The organism is Acinetobacter sp. YH12099 (genome assembly GCF_013419195.1).
In the GTDB taxonomy this organism is placed as follows: domain Bacteria; phylum Pseudomonadota; class Gammaproteobacteria; order Pseudomonadales; family Moraxellaceae; genus Acinetobacter; species Acinetobacter towneri.
Genome location: NZ_VPAP01000015.1, coordinates 32182 through 49289 on the forward strand (window position 1 = coordinate 32182; position 17108 = coordinate 49289).

Genomic DNA, 17108 nt, shown 5'->3' on the forward strand with positions numbered 1-17108 from the left:
TCAAGCAAATCATGAGCACAGCCCGAGTATTACTCAAGTCATGCTTGAACCAGGCCCTGGACTGCCACCATTCTCCTAGACAAATTTCGTCTATTCTTTTTGCATAGGAGAGAACATTATGAGTGGACAACGATATACGCCAGCATTTAAATTAAATTTATAAATCAATATGATAAAATCTATTTTTTTGACTATCGTTTTAATAAATATTCAATTTTTTGAAAAATTCAATTCTGACAATCAATCCTCCAACTGCATTTGCACGTTGTAAAGTAATCTTGCCTAAATGAGAGTCAATAATCTGCTTCACAATAGATAATCCCAGACCACTTCCTACTACAGAACTGGCTTGATTTATTCTATAAAAACGCTGAAATATAAATGGGATTTGTGCTTCATCTAGACCTATGCCGTTATCTTCAACCTGTATAAAACTACCATTTCCAATACTTCCACAACTGACTTTAATAATAGGTTTATGTATTGAACTACGATAAAGAATGGCATTTTCGAGTATATTTCTCAACATAATTTCCAACTGATCTGACTGCCCCCAAACGCACACTGAGGTGAGATGCAATTGTAAGTCTACACCTGCTTTTCTGAACTGAATACCCATCATTTCAACTGTACCTTTAACAATATCTACCAAATCAATATTGCTTTTGTTTTGTGTGGCATTCGGTTCAAGCCTCGCTAATGTAAGCAACTGAGTAATCATTCTTGATGCTTTGTCTACTCCTGTAATAATGTCCTGTGCAGCTTCCTTAGACTCCTCATTGGAACGTGCATTTTGAAGTACTTGGGCATGTAAGCGTATAGCAGCTAATGGTGTACGGAGTTCATGAGCGGCATTTGAGGTAAAACGTTTTTCACGTTGCATACTTTCAGCAATCTCACTAAGTAAGGTATTTAAAGAGCTCACTAAAGGTTCTATTTCTTTCGGTACAACTGGCTTAATTGGATTTAAATGTTCAATGGATTGTTTTTCTAAGTTTTGACTAATGCTATATACAGCCAATAAATGACGACGGATCGTGCAAATAATCAACCATAATAATAATGGCAAAAATATGATTGAAACCAAAATCAAAAACAGCAACATATCTTGCTGAATATCTTTTCGAATTGTCCAAACCTGCGCAATTTGTACCTGTATTGTATGCGTACTATCCCAAACAGAATAACTACGATAAGTATTATTATTCAGTTTAATCCAACCAAAATTATCTTGCTGAACAAATGGCTGTGTTTCCACACCAATAGAACGATAAATTAATTGTCCATCACGATGCCAAATTTGAAATACAATTTGGTCATAATGCTCACCCTTAGCTTTTTCAATCACTGTATGCTGCGGTACTTTTCCATCTAGGGTACTTAGAGTCGTAGACAATAAAGCATGAGCAGTTTCTGCTAATGACTTATCAAAAATATTATTGGCAGTGTTTTGCATTCCCCAATAAATACTTCCTAAACTACCCAACCAAACGCTAGTGGTAATTGCCAGTAAAATTATAGATAAGCGCTGGGTTAATGAATAGCTGCGAATTGGATCAGCCATTTAATGCTGTTCATCCATGATATATCCAAAACCTTGTACTGTACGGATAATATTTTTACCTAATTTCCGACGCAAGTTATGAATATGGACTTGTACAACATTACTACTCACATCAACGTCATAAGCATAAAATGAATTTTCTATATTTTCACGCGAAATTACACGACCACGATTGAGAGTAAATAACTCCAATAAATGAAACTCTTTATGTGTCAACTCAATTTCGACTTGATTTAACAGTACTTGTTTACTCGCTTTGTTAATACTAATATTTCCAACCTGAATTAGGTCCCCTACCTCTCCTGAAATTCGGCGTAATACAGCATGAATCCTTGCTACGACCTCATGTAAATCATAAGGTTTAACAACAAAATCATCAGCTCCTGCCTCTAGACCTGTAATACGATCATCAACTTGATCTTGAGCAGTCAGAATAATAATTCCAACTTGATTCTTTTTGCGACGTAGTGATTTTAAAATTTCAATCCCATTTCGATCAGGCAAACCTAAGTCTAGTAGAATAAAGTGATAATGATAACTCACTAAAAAATGGTACGCTTGCTCTGCTGTGCTCGCAATGTCAACTACAAAGCCCATTTGATCTAGACCACGTGCAGTTGCTTTTGCCAACAAGCTATCATCTTCTACCAATAGAACTCTCATAACACCTTTTTCTCTTGCTTACCAAACTACAGCGCAAATTTATAATCCCTACTATGCTCGTAAATATTACTGTTAAATTCTATCCATCTCATGTAAAGGCCACAATTGATGAGAATCAAGTAATAAGGAACTCATACTTTCTGCATAATCTACTTTAGCTTGATCGACTCGGCTACGTGCTTCAATCAATTGCTGCGAATGCAACAAAAGCTCATTGAGATTCAACTCACCTAATTTATACGCTTTTTGCATCAAGTGATGTTGTTGTTGCAACAGTTGTAAGTTTTCTTGCGCCTTCGTATTCCGTACAGTCGCTGACTCCATTTGAATCACCCACCCCTGTATTTCTTGACGCAGACGTTTTTCTACACGCAATACCTCCAAATCCGCTTTTTTTGCTTCTGCCGCTGCCATTCCTGAAGCAATACCGACTTGTCGCGCAGTCAAAGGAATTGAAACACTAACCCCTAATAAATTCTCCTCTCCCGATTGCTCCCTACTGTAACCAAAACCAATCGTAGGATCTGGCAGTCTATTAAGCTGCTCTCTTTTTAATACTGCGTATTGCTGTGTAGCTTGCATCCTTACGAGTGCTAACTCATGATTAACTGACAAAATTTTCTGTACCCACTCTGCTTGACTATACTGTATAGGGCTAGGCTGTATAACATCGCTGCTCCACTGTTCAGGGATCTTTCCTCTATAATCGCGGGCCAACAATTGCTGAGCTTGAATATATGCAGCTTTAGCTTGCATATATTGTTCCTCAAGTTGTTGGTACTCATTCTTCAAGAGCATTAGCTCAAGTCGTGGTGCATCTCCTGCTCGAATACGTTGTTCAGTCACTTGGATAAATTGCTGAATTTGATCCAGCTGTTCTTGCAGTCGCTTCAAATGCAATGTGCTTCGCATATAAGCAAACCAACTATTTAACAACATTTTAGATGCTTGATGTTGAGCATTCTCATACTTCAGTTCTGCAATACTTGAAATACGTTGTGCTAGATCTTGATCTAGCCGGTATTTATTAGGCAAACGTATTTGTTTTTCTATCCCCAAACTAGGTTCATAACTATTGGCTTGTTTTCGCTCTAGTTGTGTATCCGTCTTACGTACTTGCATACCGGCTGTAACAGTCCACGGATTTTGCCCTACTTTTAATCCTTGTCGGGCAAAGTCTGCATAATCTTGCTCTGATATTGCAGCACGCACATTCGGATGTTCTACTAGACTCTGTTGTACTGCTTCAAGTGGTGGCAAAGCAGCTTCAAGTTGAGGTTTTGCAATTGCTGTCGAAGCCACTGTAAAACAATAGCCCAACCCAAACAGATACCAAATTTGGCCTAGAAGTGTTGATTTAAATTTGATATTTAATGTCATTAGTCAAGTGCTCCTTGGCTCATATAACCAGAAATTAATGTAGGTATGACCCAATAAAAACAATCACTTGATTTAAATTTTTGCTGAATATGCGCCAAAACCAATGATACAGATTCGTGTTGTACAATCAGCAATATAAGATTCCGTTCAGTTGCTCCGCGAATTTTTTCCTGAACATTACGATAATGTTGGCGATTACCAAACCCTTGTGCGTTGACACAAGTACACCCTGAAATCAACTCAGGAATTAACCACAAATGCTCCATAAGTTCTTCAGCAATATCAGAGGACACGTTAATAGAGAGTTGGCATATTTCAGACATGATGATCTCGCGCTAAACCAAATTTTTTAAACAAGTTAGGAAGTAAAATCAGAGTCAGCAAAGTACAAGAAATAAGCCCTCCAATCACAACTATCGCCAATGGACGTTGAATCTCGGCACCAGGGCCAGTAGTAAATAACAATGGGATCAAACCTAAAGCTGCAATACTCGCGGTCATCATGACTGGACGTAAACGGCGCATAGCACCTTCACGAACAACTTCCTCAATTGCAACACCACGAGAAATCAGTTGATTAAAATAACTAATCATCACTAAACCATTCAGTACAGCAATCCCCATCAAGGCAATAAAACCAACTGATGCAGGAACAGATAAATACTCACCTGTTAATGCTAATGCAAATACTCCACCGACTAACGCAAAGGGAATATTGACGAAAACCAATACGGCTTGACGCACCGAACCCAAAGTCGTAAATAGTAAAAAGAAGATCATTGTTAATGCAGCAGGTACAACAAGCATTAAGCGAGCAGCCGCACGTTGTTGGTTTTCAAATTGCCCCCCCCATTTGAGTGAGTAGCCGGTTGGTAACTTGACTTTCTCTGCAACCAATTGTTTTGCTTCATCTACAAAACTAACTAAATCACGATCACGTACGTTGGCACGTACCACTGACATTCGTGATGCATTTTCACGATCAATTTTTACGACACCCTCAGTCTTAACCACTTCTGCTAAAGATAACAATGGCACTGCAGCTGCATTCTCAATTGGCAAGGCAATATTGGAAAATTCAAAACTCGACTCTCCCAAACGTGGATCCCCTTTCATCATTAATGGAACAGGGCGCCCCTGTTCAATAATGGAACCTATTTCTTTGCCTTCCACGAGCATCTTGAGTTGGGCTTGAACATTTTGACTGTCCAATTGATTTCGTATAGCCATATCACGATGGATTCGCAGCTCTTGATACTGTACTCCCGAATTTTCGAGTGTCATGACATCTTCATTGCCTTCAATGCCTTGTAGAACTATTGCAATTTGCTTTGATAAATCATTAAGCTGGTCTAAATCACTTCCAAAAATTTTGACAGCCAAATCTCCTCGTACTCCAGACAACATTTCTGAAGTGCGCATCTCTATGGGTTGACTAAATGTTAAGTTCACGCCAGGAACATCTTGAAGTACAAGACGAATTTTTTCTAAAATTTGCTCTTTATTTTTGACTTGCCATTGCGTTTGTGGTTTTAGCACAATGAAACTATCTGTTTCATTTAACCCCATAGGGTCTAATCCCAATTCATCAGAACCTGTACGTGCCACAATTCTTTCAACTTCAGGCACTTGTTCCAAAATACGTTTTTGAATATCCAGATCTAATGCAATTGAGTTTTGTAAGCTAATCGAAGGGATTTTTTCTAACTGTAAAATAGTATCTCCCTCATCCATGGTTGGCATAAATGACTTTCCAATGAATGGGAAAATCAATGCAGCCAGAAGTAAGGTACCACCTGCTAAGACATAAATCTGTTTAGGATGGGCTAAACTCAGATTCAAAAGTTTTCGGTAACCAGTTTCTAATTTAGCTACTAAAAAGGGTGTGTGATGTGCTTTCGGTTTTAGAAAGAATGAACACAGTACAGGAATCACTGTCAAAGAAAAAATTAGTGAACTTGATAAAGCAAATACAATTGTTAAAGCCACAGGTGAAAAGAGCTTCCCTTCCAATCCTTCAAGCGTGACCAATGGAATAAACACTAACATAATAATGATCATGCCTGCTGTGACTGGTACTGCAACCTCAGACACTGCGCGGTAAATCATATTTAATGGCGGTAAAAAAGAACGTTGCGGTGACTCTTTTGCTTCAGCAAGTTGCATTTCAATATTTTCAACCACTACAACTGCAGCATCCACTAATAAACCAATCGCAATCGTCAAACCACCTAAAGACATTAAATTGGCACTTAAACCAAAATGGTGCATCATCAAAAAAGTACTTAGTGCAGATAATGGTAAAACTGCCGCAACCACTAAAGCAGACCTTAGGTTTCCTAAGAACAATAAAAGTAAAATCAAGACTAAGACAATAGCTTCTAATAACGTTTTACTTACGGTATGAATGGCTCGGTTTACCAACTCACCACGATCATAAAATGGTTCAATCGTTGTACCCTGTGGCAGAGTTTTTTCAATGTCGGACAAATGCTCACGAACATGTTGAACGACTTGACGTGCATTCGCACCTTTTAAAGTTAATACAATACCTTGGACAGCCTCACCTTGGCCATTTTCAGTCACTGCACCATAGCGTGTGAGTGCTCCAGTATGTACCTGTGCAACATCTTTAACCCGCACCAATGTTCCTTGATGGCTAGAAACAATAATATCGCCTAACTCTTCAAGGTTTCTGACGCGGCTATCGCTTCGGATCAGTAATGACTCTCCATTTTCATTAAGCCGCCCAGCACCATCACTGGCATTATTTAGCTCGATTGCCTGTTGTAGCTGTGTTAAAGATAAGCCTCGTGCCGCCAGGGCCTCTAAATTAGGGGTCACTTCAAATGTACGAACAAGTCCCCCCAAAGCGTTAACATCGGCGACCCCTTCAATTTTACGAAGTTGTGGACGAACCACCCGATCAAGTAGAGTTCGTTTTTCCATATCACTGAGTGGCCCATGTAAGGTAAACATAAAAGATTCACCTAATGGGGTCGTCATGGGTGCAATTCCACCTGACGTACTACTTGGTAATGCAGACATCACATTACTTAAACGTTCATTCACCTGTTGTCTAGCCCAATAAGGGTCAGTGCCTTCAGCAAAGTCTAATGTGATAATCGCAATCGCGTATTTAGATTGCGAACGCATTACTGTCTGATGAGATATTCCCAACATTTCTTGTTCAATGGGTACAACAATACGGCTTTCCACCTCTTCGGGCGTCATGCCGGGCGATTTCATCACAATTTGTACTTGCGTACTTGACACATCAGGAAAAGCATCAATTGGTAGTTTCGTAAAAGCAATGTAGCCTGCCACACTGATCGCCAATGTGAGCAATAATATTAAAATGCGCTGACTAAGTGAAAAGGCGATAAGACGTTTTAACATATGTCTCACCTCAACGTTCTGTAGTGCTAATAGGTGCTTGCTCTGCACCAAAGCCAGACCACACCGCCTTGAGACGCTCTACACCACTGATAGCAAGTTGCATTTTGGGTTTTAATTTTTCAGCTGTAATATAACTTTGCTGCTGATCAGCTGATAGAACTTCAACCGTTACAGCTTCAAACCCCTTCTGATTTTTAACAAAAATAATGTGTTTACCATCTTGTGAGGTTATGGCAGTACTTGGTACTGGCCATGCTGCAATTACTGTTGGCTGCTTACTTTGAACATGAACTTTGACAAATTGTTGCACCCGCAAACAATTATGTTTGGTATCCATTTGTACGATGATATTTTGAGTTTGTGTATTCCCTACAAGTGCTGGAGCGATATTTTGTATATGCCCTGTAATATCACAACCTTCAACCTGAACAACATCCCCAATATGCACATATTTACTGTCAGCTAAATTAGCTTGTAATAACAATTGTAACGGTGAATCAGCGTTTACAAGTTGACCTAATACTGTACCAGCCTCAACATACTGACCTGTAGAAACCTGTAAGTTTTCTATATAACCACTTGTTGGGCTTTTAACATAGACAATGGAATTTAGACTATTTACCTGCCCTCCTCCCATAAATTGCAGCATTCGCTGTTTTGCACCTAAGTTAATATTAAGACGCTGTACTTGATTCTGTGCCTCTTGCACACGCTTCTCGGCAATAATGCCTTCAGCATATAAGCTACGTTCACGTGTTAAATTTTGCTGGGCTAATTGTTGTTGAGCACGAAGCTGCAATATTTCATTTTGAATCTGAATTAAATCTGGACTATGTACAGCAAGTACATGATGATTCCGGGTAACTTCTGCCAAGGGTTGTACCAAAACTTGCTGCACCATTCCTGAAACAGGACTAGTCAGTACAACTTTGCTTTCTGGTGACCACTGTACTTGCCCTTGTAAAATAATTTGTTTTTGTATGTTAGTAGAAGAAGCACCTAATGTGTGTAATTTGATCCCAACTTGCTCAATTTGTTTTGAAGAAATTAAGATTTGTTGCTCTGAGACTTCAGGACTCCTCTCAGCCTCTGAAACCTGTCTCTCTACTTTAGCCTCTATATTTTTATTCGAGAGCAGCTTACTTCCCCACCATAGCCCAAGGCTAATCAAGATCAAGACGCTCATTAGATATAATAGTTTTTTAAAATTTAGTACATCTACTCGCTGATCCACTCGTTTCATCCTTCAAGAGATTTTCTCTACAAAGCTAAGATTAAGTTCTTAAGATCAGATTAAGTTTATAAACCTATTTCAGACTGCATAGGCCCAAGTGAACCGTATTGGGTTTGTGGGAGACTTTTATTTAACTGATGTTACGTAGTAAGTGCATTTTGAGCATCTTCGCTACTACATGTTGTAGTCGATTTATAAATTATTAATAATCATTATATTAAACTATATATTGTTATTATTTCTCACGAAAATCAGCATCAAAACATAGGTGACTTTTATAAACTAAAATGTCTAAAATGAAGTGACCAAAACCACATTAAATGATCTAAATTGATCAAAATTTTACTCCACCAAAAACTATATACCAGTAATCAAATCATATACTTATAATTAAGGTCATTTAATGGAATAAATCTCGGTGACCTTGCCAAGGTTGGGGTAAATTTTTATGATCTAACTTTTACTACTTTGTAGCAGGAATCACAGCCATACAATCAATCAATCCCAACCTCGGTAATAGCTTAAAAATATTACTAATAAAAATAGAACCAAATTAAATTATGCACACCAAAACTATAAATTGTGTCTACTTTTCTACACTTACACAATAAATACCGTTAGATTACTTGAAAAGTAAACAGTTAAATAGTAGAAATGTATCATAGTTATATTTTAATAATCTAAATATGTGCCGTGGAACGCGTAAACAAGTAACTTCTGAATGTTCATTTAATTTTGATAACCCCAAAATTATCTTCAAGCGAGATCTTTCTAAACTCGCATTAAACACTCATCCAGATTTTGCTGGCATTCATCACTGCTATCACATGGCCTTTCGAGCTCTACGATTAACTTCTCATTTTCGTTTAGCATCAAACAAACTCAATGTTTGGTCTATAGCAGGAATATCCAATTTCTGGATCGCTGATAATTTTGATTTGTACCTGCATCACATGAAGCTTCCGCCTTCACCTCAGGAATTACATGTATATACGTTCCCACCTGATGCCAACTTACAACAACAACTCAAACACTATGCAAGCTTTGAATTCTTAAGTTTTTTGCAAGCAAATACTTTTGATATACACAATTTAAATCCGCAGCATCTTCAGCAAGCGATCAACCGATATATTTCGACTGAAGTTTTACTCGACTTTAATCGCTTACATTCATTCAAAGCACATAAAACGCTCAGTCTTGAGGGGCTTGGTAAGTTACTCAATTTTAGCCATACACAACTCCACAATAGAAACAGAAAAATCCATGCACGTCGCCAGCATCTACTTGACGAAGTCAGCAAGCAATCAAAAGTCGTCGATCATTATTTAAATCAAAATGATTTTTCACCAAATCCAACAGATTTTTGGAATTGTTCATATGCACGAAAGTGAAACTAAGCCCCTTCCTCAACCCAAAATTTTATTATCAGACTTATTAAAAAAGCTTTTTAATGCAGAGGATTTGTGTCTTCATGCACATATTAACTTTATCGCAGATCTATTGGTTTACCATGACTGCTCAGATTATCTTAAGGGGCTTGTTCTCAGTGAGATTGAATCTGATATTTCTACAAGTTCACCACCTCGCATTCCCGCTACTCTCCAAGCGTCTAGAAAATCTAAAATTGGTGATTCCCCAATCACGTATTACATCAACAGTATTGCCAGCATTTATCATGCGCACACGGAACTACTCACCTGGAATGTGCTCGTCCTTAAAGCAGCACTATATTTATTAGCATTGCCGCAGATCAAACCAGATTTATTTGAAAAACAACATACAGAGCATCTCAATACGATTAAGCGCTTATTTCAGCGTTTCCGCGTTGCAAACAAGTCTTTTTTTGCAAAAAAAAAAGATGCTCACGCATTAGATTATCAAGCATTCTTAACTCTTAAATTCCCTGCTTTATTTCTATCATTAGAGCAATTTGTAGAGTCTGCTCTTCAACCTGAAGCAGATCAAGAACTAAATGATTTTCAGAAAAATTTCTGTGATGAATTACGTATTGCATTCAATTATGTACTAAAAAGCCGTCCAAAAATTGCCAAATCAAGTGTAGATAGTAAACTGCAATATCGTACATGGGATACCGATGGAACTATTAACGAAATCATTGAGACTAAAAAAAGTAATAGAGGTTTAGCTAATGAGCAAGCCCTTGACGAGCAAGAAGACCCCTCTGTTATTGTTCAAGCAGATCAGATTACACCACTTGCCAGACATTCTAAAAATGCCCAACGTATGGCACTTTCGTTAATTCCAAAACATATGCAACGACAAGATCATTTGCTCACTGCAAGTTGTTTACTCCCAAGTGTTTATACTATTTCTGACCTAATTACATACCTGTATCATGATGATAAAAAACATAATGATAAAAGCGTGCTCGTTGTATTACTTTGCTTAATCACAGGCGTTGGCTTTAAAGACTGGTTAAATTTTCAAAAAAGGCGTGTAAAAAGATTAAATCATCGCCAAGTCATTAAATTGCAAAGTGACCAATACTATCTCTCAACCAAATTCAGCATTTTTGAAGATGCAACGTTTGAATATCCGGAGTCACTGATCAATAACACCGTTCATTTAGATATCCCTATCCCAAATCACTTTATTGATCGTATCAAAGCAGAACCAATCATCACTGAAGATGAGCTAAAGAAAAAAATTAGAATAATAAAAGATGAAGTCAAAATTCCTCAGCTGAACTTATCAAAAACTAGCTCATTACTGCATCATGTTATTTTGCAAAAAACAGGCAATAGGCAACTTGCTGACATCATCACTGGTGTAGATGCAAGTCACTCTTCTTCAAGCTCTTACTGCCATTACAATGTAAATAAATTACAAAAAAATTATGTCAAAGTTTTATCTGAACTATGTACACAGCTCGCTGAAAATGACTACGGTGATATTGTCTATAGTGATCAGTCCATCTGCTTTGGTAGCCAAAAAGCACCAAGTAAAAATGTCATAAAGGACATCCTTTTCTATCTTTACACCAAAATTTATACGACTTCAGATAACGACTGGGTAGAAAGTTTTAATGCTTATAGCATTTGGATGTGGCATATCCTACTTTTGTTTACCGCTGCACGACCTGTTCGGGACTTTCCAGGTTTTTTGAATAATATAAGTTTTCAGCAACAGACAATTATGCTGTCTGACAAAGAGGTCGGTGGTAGACGTGGCTTTGGACGCTTGATTCCACTTTGTGCATTTCTCATCGGTGAATTAAAGAAATATCTTCGTTTCCTCGAACATATCCAACAACATTACATGGCGATTAACCGCGAAATCTCAGCCCAAATTGATGCCATATTTAATAATGAACAGCCTCTGTTAAATCTTTTACAAAATGGCACACTCACTCCGCTTACACCTTCCAATGTGCGTGACTTTCATCCTGAAGTTGGGTTAGCACATCCCAACTGGCACCGCCATACAACACGTGCCTTTCTCACCAACAAACAAATCCCCGAGCCTTTAATACTTGCACTTTTTGGACATGAAGCCTTCCAACAGGAAGCCGCACATCCATTTTCTAGTTTGTCTCTGAACCAATATCGCGCGCTCGCAACACATTTAAATGAAATGCAGGAATATTTTGAAATTATTGGAGTGAATTTAAATGTCCTCATCGCTTAAAAAAGCAGATCAACTGTTTGCCGAAAAGAAACGAGAACTTACTCGACAATTAAATGAACAAAAAATTCAAAATGAAGTTCATGCTTCACTCCGCAAATATTTTTCAGAACAGCAGTTTGATCAGAATCCACATTTGCTAGGTGATTACGGCGAGGTTTATAGCCACATCAAGAAAAACTCTACGAGTAAAAAGTGGATCAAGTTTGCATATGATTTTTTTGAAGATTACATCAAAGAGTTAAATGCTCAGCATCGCTTGGATTTAGAGCTGCCTCATGCTGTTTTAGATATTAAAAGAGATAAGCCTATCGTGACCATGAGCTGGAATGCCGATGGTCATGAAATAAATGACCTCGTACAACAGCTTTATAATTATTGGGAATTGGCTGAAAGCTGTGACTCATTCTCAAATGAGGAAATCGTGGGCAATATTATATTGTCTGCCATTCTATTTGGTGGCTTAAATGAAAAAGCTGAACTTAATGCCTTGCTTGAACACCTCAGAAATCCAGTAAAAGTACGCCATTATAAAGACCTTAATATTCTTTTTTTAGAATCCCATTCTAATCATTATGGCGATATTTTTATTGATGAATATACTGTTCGAAAATCTAGAAATTTTATTCCAGACCCCGTCACACGTCTGTGGCTAATACATTTTAATCTGAGAGATATTCGACATGTTCATCTTCCCGTAGAGGGCTATCTTGAGTATATCTTTCGAAAAATAAAGAAAAAGTTTAAAAAAAATAGCTTATCGCATTTACTTCAGCATGCTCGCTACAACTGGTTACAGCTTCCCAACGTAGATATAGATCCGGCGCTCTCTGAATGCCTCATCGGGAATTTACTCAGTTGTGGTTTACCCGAACAAGAGTTTGAGCGTTTTGTGCAACCAAAATTTAAATATAAGCATGAGCTCACTACTGAAGTCATTCATCAGTCTAAGAATTTACCTCCACAAACTGTTTATTTGCATCATGAGCAAGATGCACTAAAAGATGTACTAAAAATTCATAAAGACTTATTAAAAATTATTCGTCTTCGCCAAACAGATGCCCCAATCTATCAACTCATGATCGATTATTGTATGGAGAATGCAAAACTCTTTAATGAATACAGTAAACGAATCACCCTGTGGTTAATTAGTCTCTTTAAACCACCTCAAGAAGATATAGATCTGCTAGCTCAGAGATTTGATTTTTGCGCTACAATTTTTGCTAAAATCATTTCCAACAATAGCCAGTTAGCCAAAAGCTCAATTTACACATACTACACTCGAATTGGTGAGCCTTGGCTAATCTATTCTTTACAATATCAATTTTCTGAGGACGATGAAGAAACACGCCTGCAAAAAATATATGCACAGATTTATCAAAATAACTGTATTGCTGAAAGTCTGCTCGAAGATACTGTTAAAAAATCGGCTGCTCAAATTGTAAAAACACTCAAACGTTTTCATCAATTTCAAGAACAACTATTCGATGCCCCAGCATTCACTTTAGAGACGCTGGATCAACAAACCAGACCACGCACACGTATTATCAGCCCAGTCACATTTCAACTGTTAATCAAAAAACTTCAACAAGCACATCTACAAAATATCATCTCTCAACATGACTATGAAAATCTTAGTCTTATTTATACGCTTGCTTACAGAACTGGGATGCGAATTAATGAAATGATTGGTTTACGTATCAAAGATACTGAAGGATTAAACAGAATATCATTATTGGTCAAGCCATATGGGTCAGAAAAAATAGGCAATGAACACAGATTAAAGACTGACAGCGCGCAACGTAGCGTGCCCGTGTATTGCTTACTCAAAGCATCTGAGTATCAACAATTTCATCAATATGTTGTCAAACAGCGGTTAACAAAAAAACCGAATGATTATTTATTCAGTCAGTTCAATGAGAATAAGAAACTCAGCCAGCACATGCTGACTGCACCCTTTAAAAATTTTATGGATCAGTTATTCAAGCAACATCACTATACATTTCATTCATTTAGACATTCTGCAGCAAATCATTTAGCATTAATTTTTAAATGTGATTATCATTTTTTGTCTGATAGCCTCACAGACTATACGGAAGTTGAATATAATCAGCTCAGGGCTGAGTTATTACGTAATTCAATTGATCAAAATCATTGGATTATCATCGCACATCTTTTGGGGCATCTCGAACCCATCGAGACCTTTAAAAGTTATATTCATGTAGCTTACTTTATTGCAGGTTATCAATTTTCCAAATATCGCCCATTACTAAGCAATGGTTTGGTTAAGAAAATGCTGGGGATAAGCAATTCAACACAAGAGTTACATTTTCTAAAATCGCTCAATGATCAGTCTGAATTCAATTTTGAAATGCATGCTACAACGCTCTGTAAACTCCTTCTAAACAATCAAGAAAAATGGATAGCGAGCAATGCTCACACACTACATGCAGAATTAGAGGTAAATCAAACGCAAGAACATTGTATTTTTGACTATTTTGTCGCGACTCCAGAATCTAAAATCGATCTTGATCTATTTTATAAGGCACTCTGCTTATTAGAGTTATACAAATATGATACGGAGCGCGTAGCACAAGAACTTTGCCTATCTCATGAGCTCATCAAGTATTGGTATGACAATGCAATCCAACTCAAACAACTTAAATCTAGAAAAAACAATCCAAGACTTTTTCATATAACCGAACTGCAATACATCAAACCGTCAATGATTGATACTAATGAGGACCTTTTATTGGTCACACATTTTTTTAACTATCTACAAGCCTGCTATCAAAAGTCACCTGAAAATATTAGGTATGTCTTAGAATTCTTTATTAATCACGTAACTGCTTCACATACAGGTTTACATTCAACGCGGAAAAATATTCAGAATCTGGAAAAATTCTACTATGCGGCCAAAGATCTGTTTCCTGCCAACATGTGGCATTTACTTGGAATAGATATGGTTAATTTTTTAAACAAAGAAATTACGCCGAATCTACTCAAACTTGCCAAGGCAAATCAGAAACTAGAAGGTTACCCAACAACAAAAGAAAATAATGCACGCTTACAGCTATATTCCTTAAAACAAGGCAAAGCACTACCGGCTTTTAAATTTTGTTTACATCTGGCTTGCATTGGTAGGCCTGCTCAATTGCAGTTAGAAATAAAATGACTTCAATAAATCATCGTAACGGATACTGCTTAACTCTCGTGCTACACCTAAGTTTTAATGGTGAGTGTCTGTTTTAATTTTTTTTGGGGGTTATACAGTTAATTAATGCTGATAAAATCCTAGGCTGGCCATATATAATTCCATCAACCTGATTTTTTACCATTCGGTTTACCTAATTAATCATCACAAAATTATGTTGGTGATAATTTGGTAAATTTTTAAAAACTTATGTGACCACAATTAAACGATCTTAATAAAAATTAATTCCAATAAAAAATATTTGAAAACGTAAGTTGTTTATTTCATTGTACTTATATACACAGCAATTTATACAATTTAATGTATATTATGTTGGTGACTATTGCCAATATCGGGCTTTGGATTTTGATGCTGTATTGATTGAATTTAATGGGGAGGATGATCATGTTCATTTATTAATTAATTACCCACCAAAAGTTGCTATTTCAAATTTAGTGAATAGCTTAAAAGGTCTATCTAGTCGCCACCTTAGAAAAGACTTTCCTGAAATTAAAAACAAACTTTGGGGTGATTCTTTATGGTCGCCAAGTTACTTTGCTTCAAGTTGCGGTGGTGCGCCATTAGAAATTATTAAACAATACATCGAGCAACAACAATCACCTCATTAGAATTAAAAATCGAGCCTTATATCACCTCCATAAATGAGGGTGTTTTACGGCTCATTGGATAAATAAACATAAACGTCGACTACTCCCAGATCATTTAGCAACCGTACGTATTGAGCATGAATCTGCATCAACGCAATACATCTGTGGGTGCACACTGCGTCGTATCGGCGAATATCAGTGAAAAATTGAATTTCAGACCAGCGCAGTTCTATAAAGAACAGCATGTGCGTGGTAAATGGGTTTGTGATCAATGTGACACCCTGACTCAGCAAACGATGCCTGCCTATGTGATCGATAAATGTATTGCGACACTTGAGTTACTTAGCCATGTGCTGGTATCCAAATATGCTGATCACTTACCGCTGTATCGTCAGCGACAGATCTTTCTGCGCGCAGGTGTAGATCTATCTAGATCCACCCTGTCAGATTGGATTGGTCGCTGTGGTGTAGACACTTGAACCTCTGGTCAATGCCTTAAAACAGGTGGTGCTGCAGCAAGGGGGTGATCTATGACTTTCAAGAAACCGTTCAGGTCTGCATGCAGAAGAATTCCTGAATGGCTGGCAGGGACATCTGGTCTGTGATGATTACAGTGGTTATAAAGCACATTTCAAATCAGGTCAGATCATTGAAGTAGGTTGCATGGCACATGCATGTCGTAAATTCCATGAACTGCATATCACTGGGAAAAGTCAGATTGCTGAACAGGCACTGGTGCTGATTCAGAAATTGTATGCGATAGAAGCAGAGTTAAGGCACAAGACCGACGGTACAGCGCAACAACGCTGCGAATACCGGCAACGGCATAGTCAACCAGTGATGCAACAACTATATGAATTGCTCAACCAACATCATCTGATGGTGCCATCAAGCTCTACCACCGCTAAGGCAATCAATTACACTCTAAAGCGCTGGCAAGCCTTAAGCCGCTATTCAGATGATGGTAATCTATCTATTTACAATGATTTGGTGGAGAACCAAATGCACCCTTGGGCTTTAAGTCGTAAGAACTGGTTGTATGTTGGATCACTGCGCAGTGGTCAGCGAGTTGCTAACATCATGACATTGATCCAGTCAGCAAAGTTGAATGGTCTAGATCTGTATGCCTATTTAAATGGTGTACTGCAAAAGTTGCCGACATACAAAGTGATCCAAATTAAAAGATTGGCATAGAGTTTAGAGGACACTTACAAATCAATGGTATCGCCAAGTTGATCGTCATCATCTTTAGCTAAAACGGTCTTTAGCTTATCATTTGTGGCTAGACGCAACAGCATCAAATATCTAGCTTAAGAAGCATCTCAGAGTAAATTTTTACAACAAAGCTAATAAGCTTAGGCTATTTTAATAGTTTTCATGATCCGCTGCTTTATACAAAGGCTATAAAAATATTTAGTAATT

Annotated in this window: 10 protein-coding genes and 1 pseudogene; 5 read left to right on the forward strand and 6 right to left on the reverse strand. The window is 37.6% G+C overall.

Annotated elements, in window-relative coordinates:
• Positions 1-199: 199 nt before the first annotated feature.
• The 6 genes from FTU39_RS09940 to FTU39_RS09965 form a co-directional block, all read right to left on the reverse strand.
• Positions 200-1564 carry an ATP-binding protein gene (locus tag FTU39_RS09940; protein ID WP_004974307.1) on the reverse strand — a complete coding sequence of 455 codons (1365 nt, stop codon included), beginning with the start codon at positions 1562-1564 and terminating at the stop codon, positions 200-202.
• Entirely contained in the window at positions 1565-2215 is a 651-nt protein-coding gene (locus FTU39_RS09945; protein WP_242770618.1) for a response regulator, read from the reverse strand.
• 84 nt (positions 2216-2299) lie between these two features.
• The gene (locus FTU39_RS09950; RefSeq protein ID WP_004974304.1) at positions 2300-3607 is read right to left on the reverse strand and encodes a TolC family protein; all 1308 of its coding nucleotides are present in this window, start codon (positions 3605-3607) and stop codon (positions 2300-2302) included.
• Positions 3607-3930, reverse strand: a complete 324-nt coding sequence (locus tag FTU39_RS09955; protein WP_004974301.1) for a DUF3240 family protein — start codon at positions 3928-3930, stop codon at positions 3607-3609. Before FTU39_RS09955 ends, FTU39_RS09950 begins: the two co-directional genes overlap by 1 nt.
• Positions 3923-7006 carry an efflux RND transporter permease subunit gene (locus tag FTU39_RS09960; protein WP_004974298.1) on the reverse strand — a complete coding sequence of 1028 codons (3084 nt, stop codon included), beginning with the start codon at positions 7004-7006 and terminating at the stop codon, positions 3923-3925. The genes FTU39_RS09955 and FTU39_RS09960 overlap by 8 nt, the downstream gene beginning before the upstream one ends.
• Positions 7007-7016: 10 nt before the next feature.
• On the reverse strand, positions 7017-8240 hold the full coding sequence (locus FTU39_RS09965; protein WP_004974297.1) for an efflux RND transporter periplasmic adaptor subunit: 1224 nt from the start codon (positions 8238-8240) through the stop codon (positions 7017-7019).
• A gap of 686 nt (positions 8241-8926) precedes the next feature.
• Between FTU39_RS09965 and FTU39_RS09970 the strand changes: the two genes are divergently transcribed.
• The 5 genes and pseudogenes from FTU39_RS09970 to FTU39_RS09990 all read left to right on the forward strand — a co-directional run.
• Positions 8927-9631, forward strand: coding sequence for a hypothetical protein (locus FTU39_RS09970; protein ID WP_094069346.1), 705 nt, complete (start codon positions 8927-8929; stop codon positions 9629-9631).
• Positions 9618-11888 (forward strand): hypothetical protein, encoded by a 2271-nt coding sequence (locus FTU39_RS09975; RefSeq protein WP_070153152.1) that lies wholly within the window; start codon positions 9618-9620, stop codon positions 11886-11888. The genes FTU39_RS09970 and FTU39_RS09975 overlap by 14 nt, the downstream gene beginning before the upstream one ends.
• Positions 11872-15060, forward strand: coding sequence for a tyrosine-type recombinase/integrase (locus FTU39_RS09980; protein ID WP_154320135.1), 3189 nt, complete (start codon positions 11872-11874; stop codon positions 15058-15060). The genes FTU39_RS09975 and FTU39_RS09980 overlap by 17 nt, the downstream gene beginning before the upstream one ends.
• A gap of 329 nt (positions 15061-15389) precedes the next feature.
• Positions 15390-15707: an IS200/IS605 family transposase gene (gene tnpA / locus FTU39_RS09985; RefSeq protein WP_257229519.1), complete on the forward strand. Its 318-nt coding sequence runs from the start codon at positions 15390-15392 to the stop codon at positions 15705-15707.
• A 61-nt stretch (positions 15708-15768) separates the two neighbouring features.
• Positions 15769-16880, forward strand: a pseudogene (locus FTU39_RS09990) (IS66 family transposase); the annotation flags it as partial.
• Positions 16881-17108 lie beyond the last annotated feature (228 nt).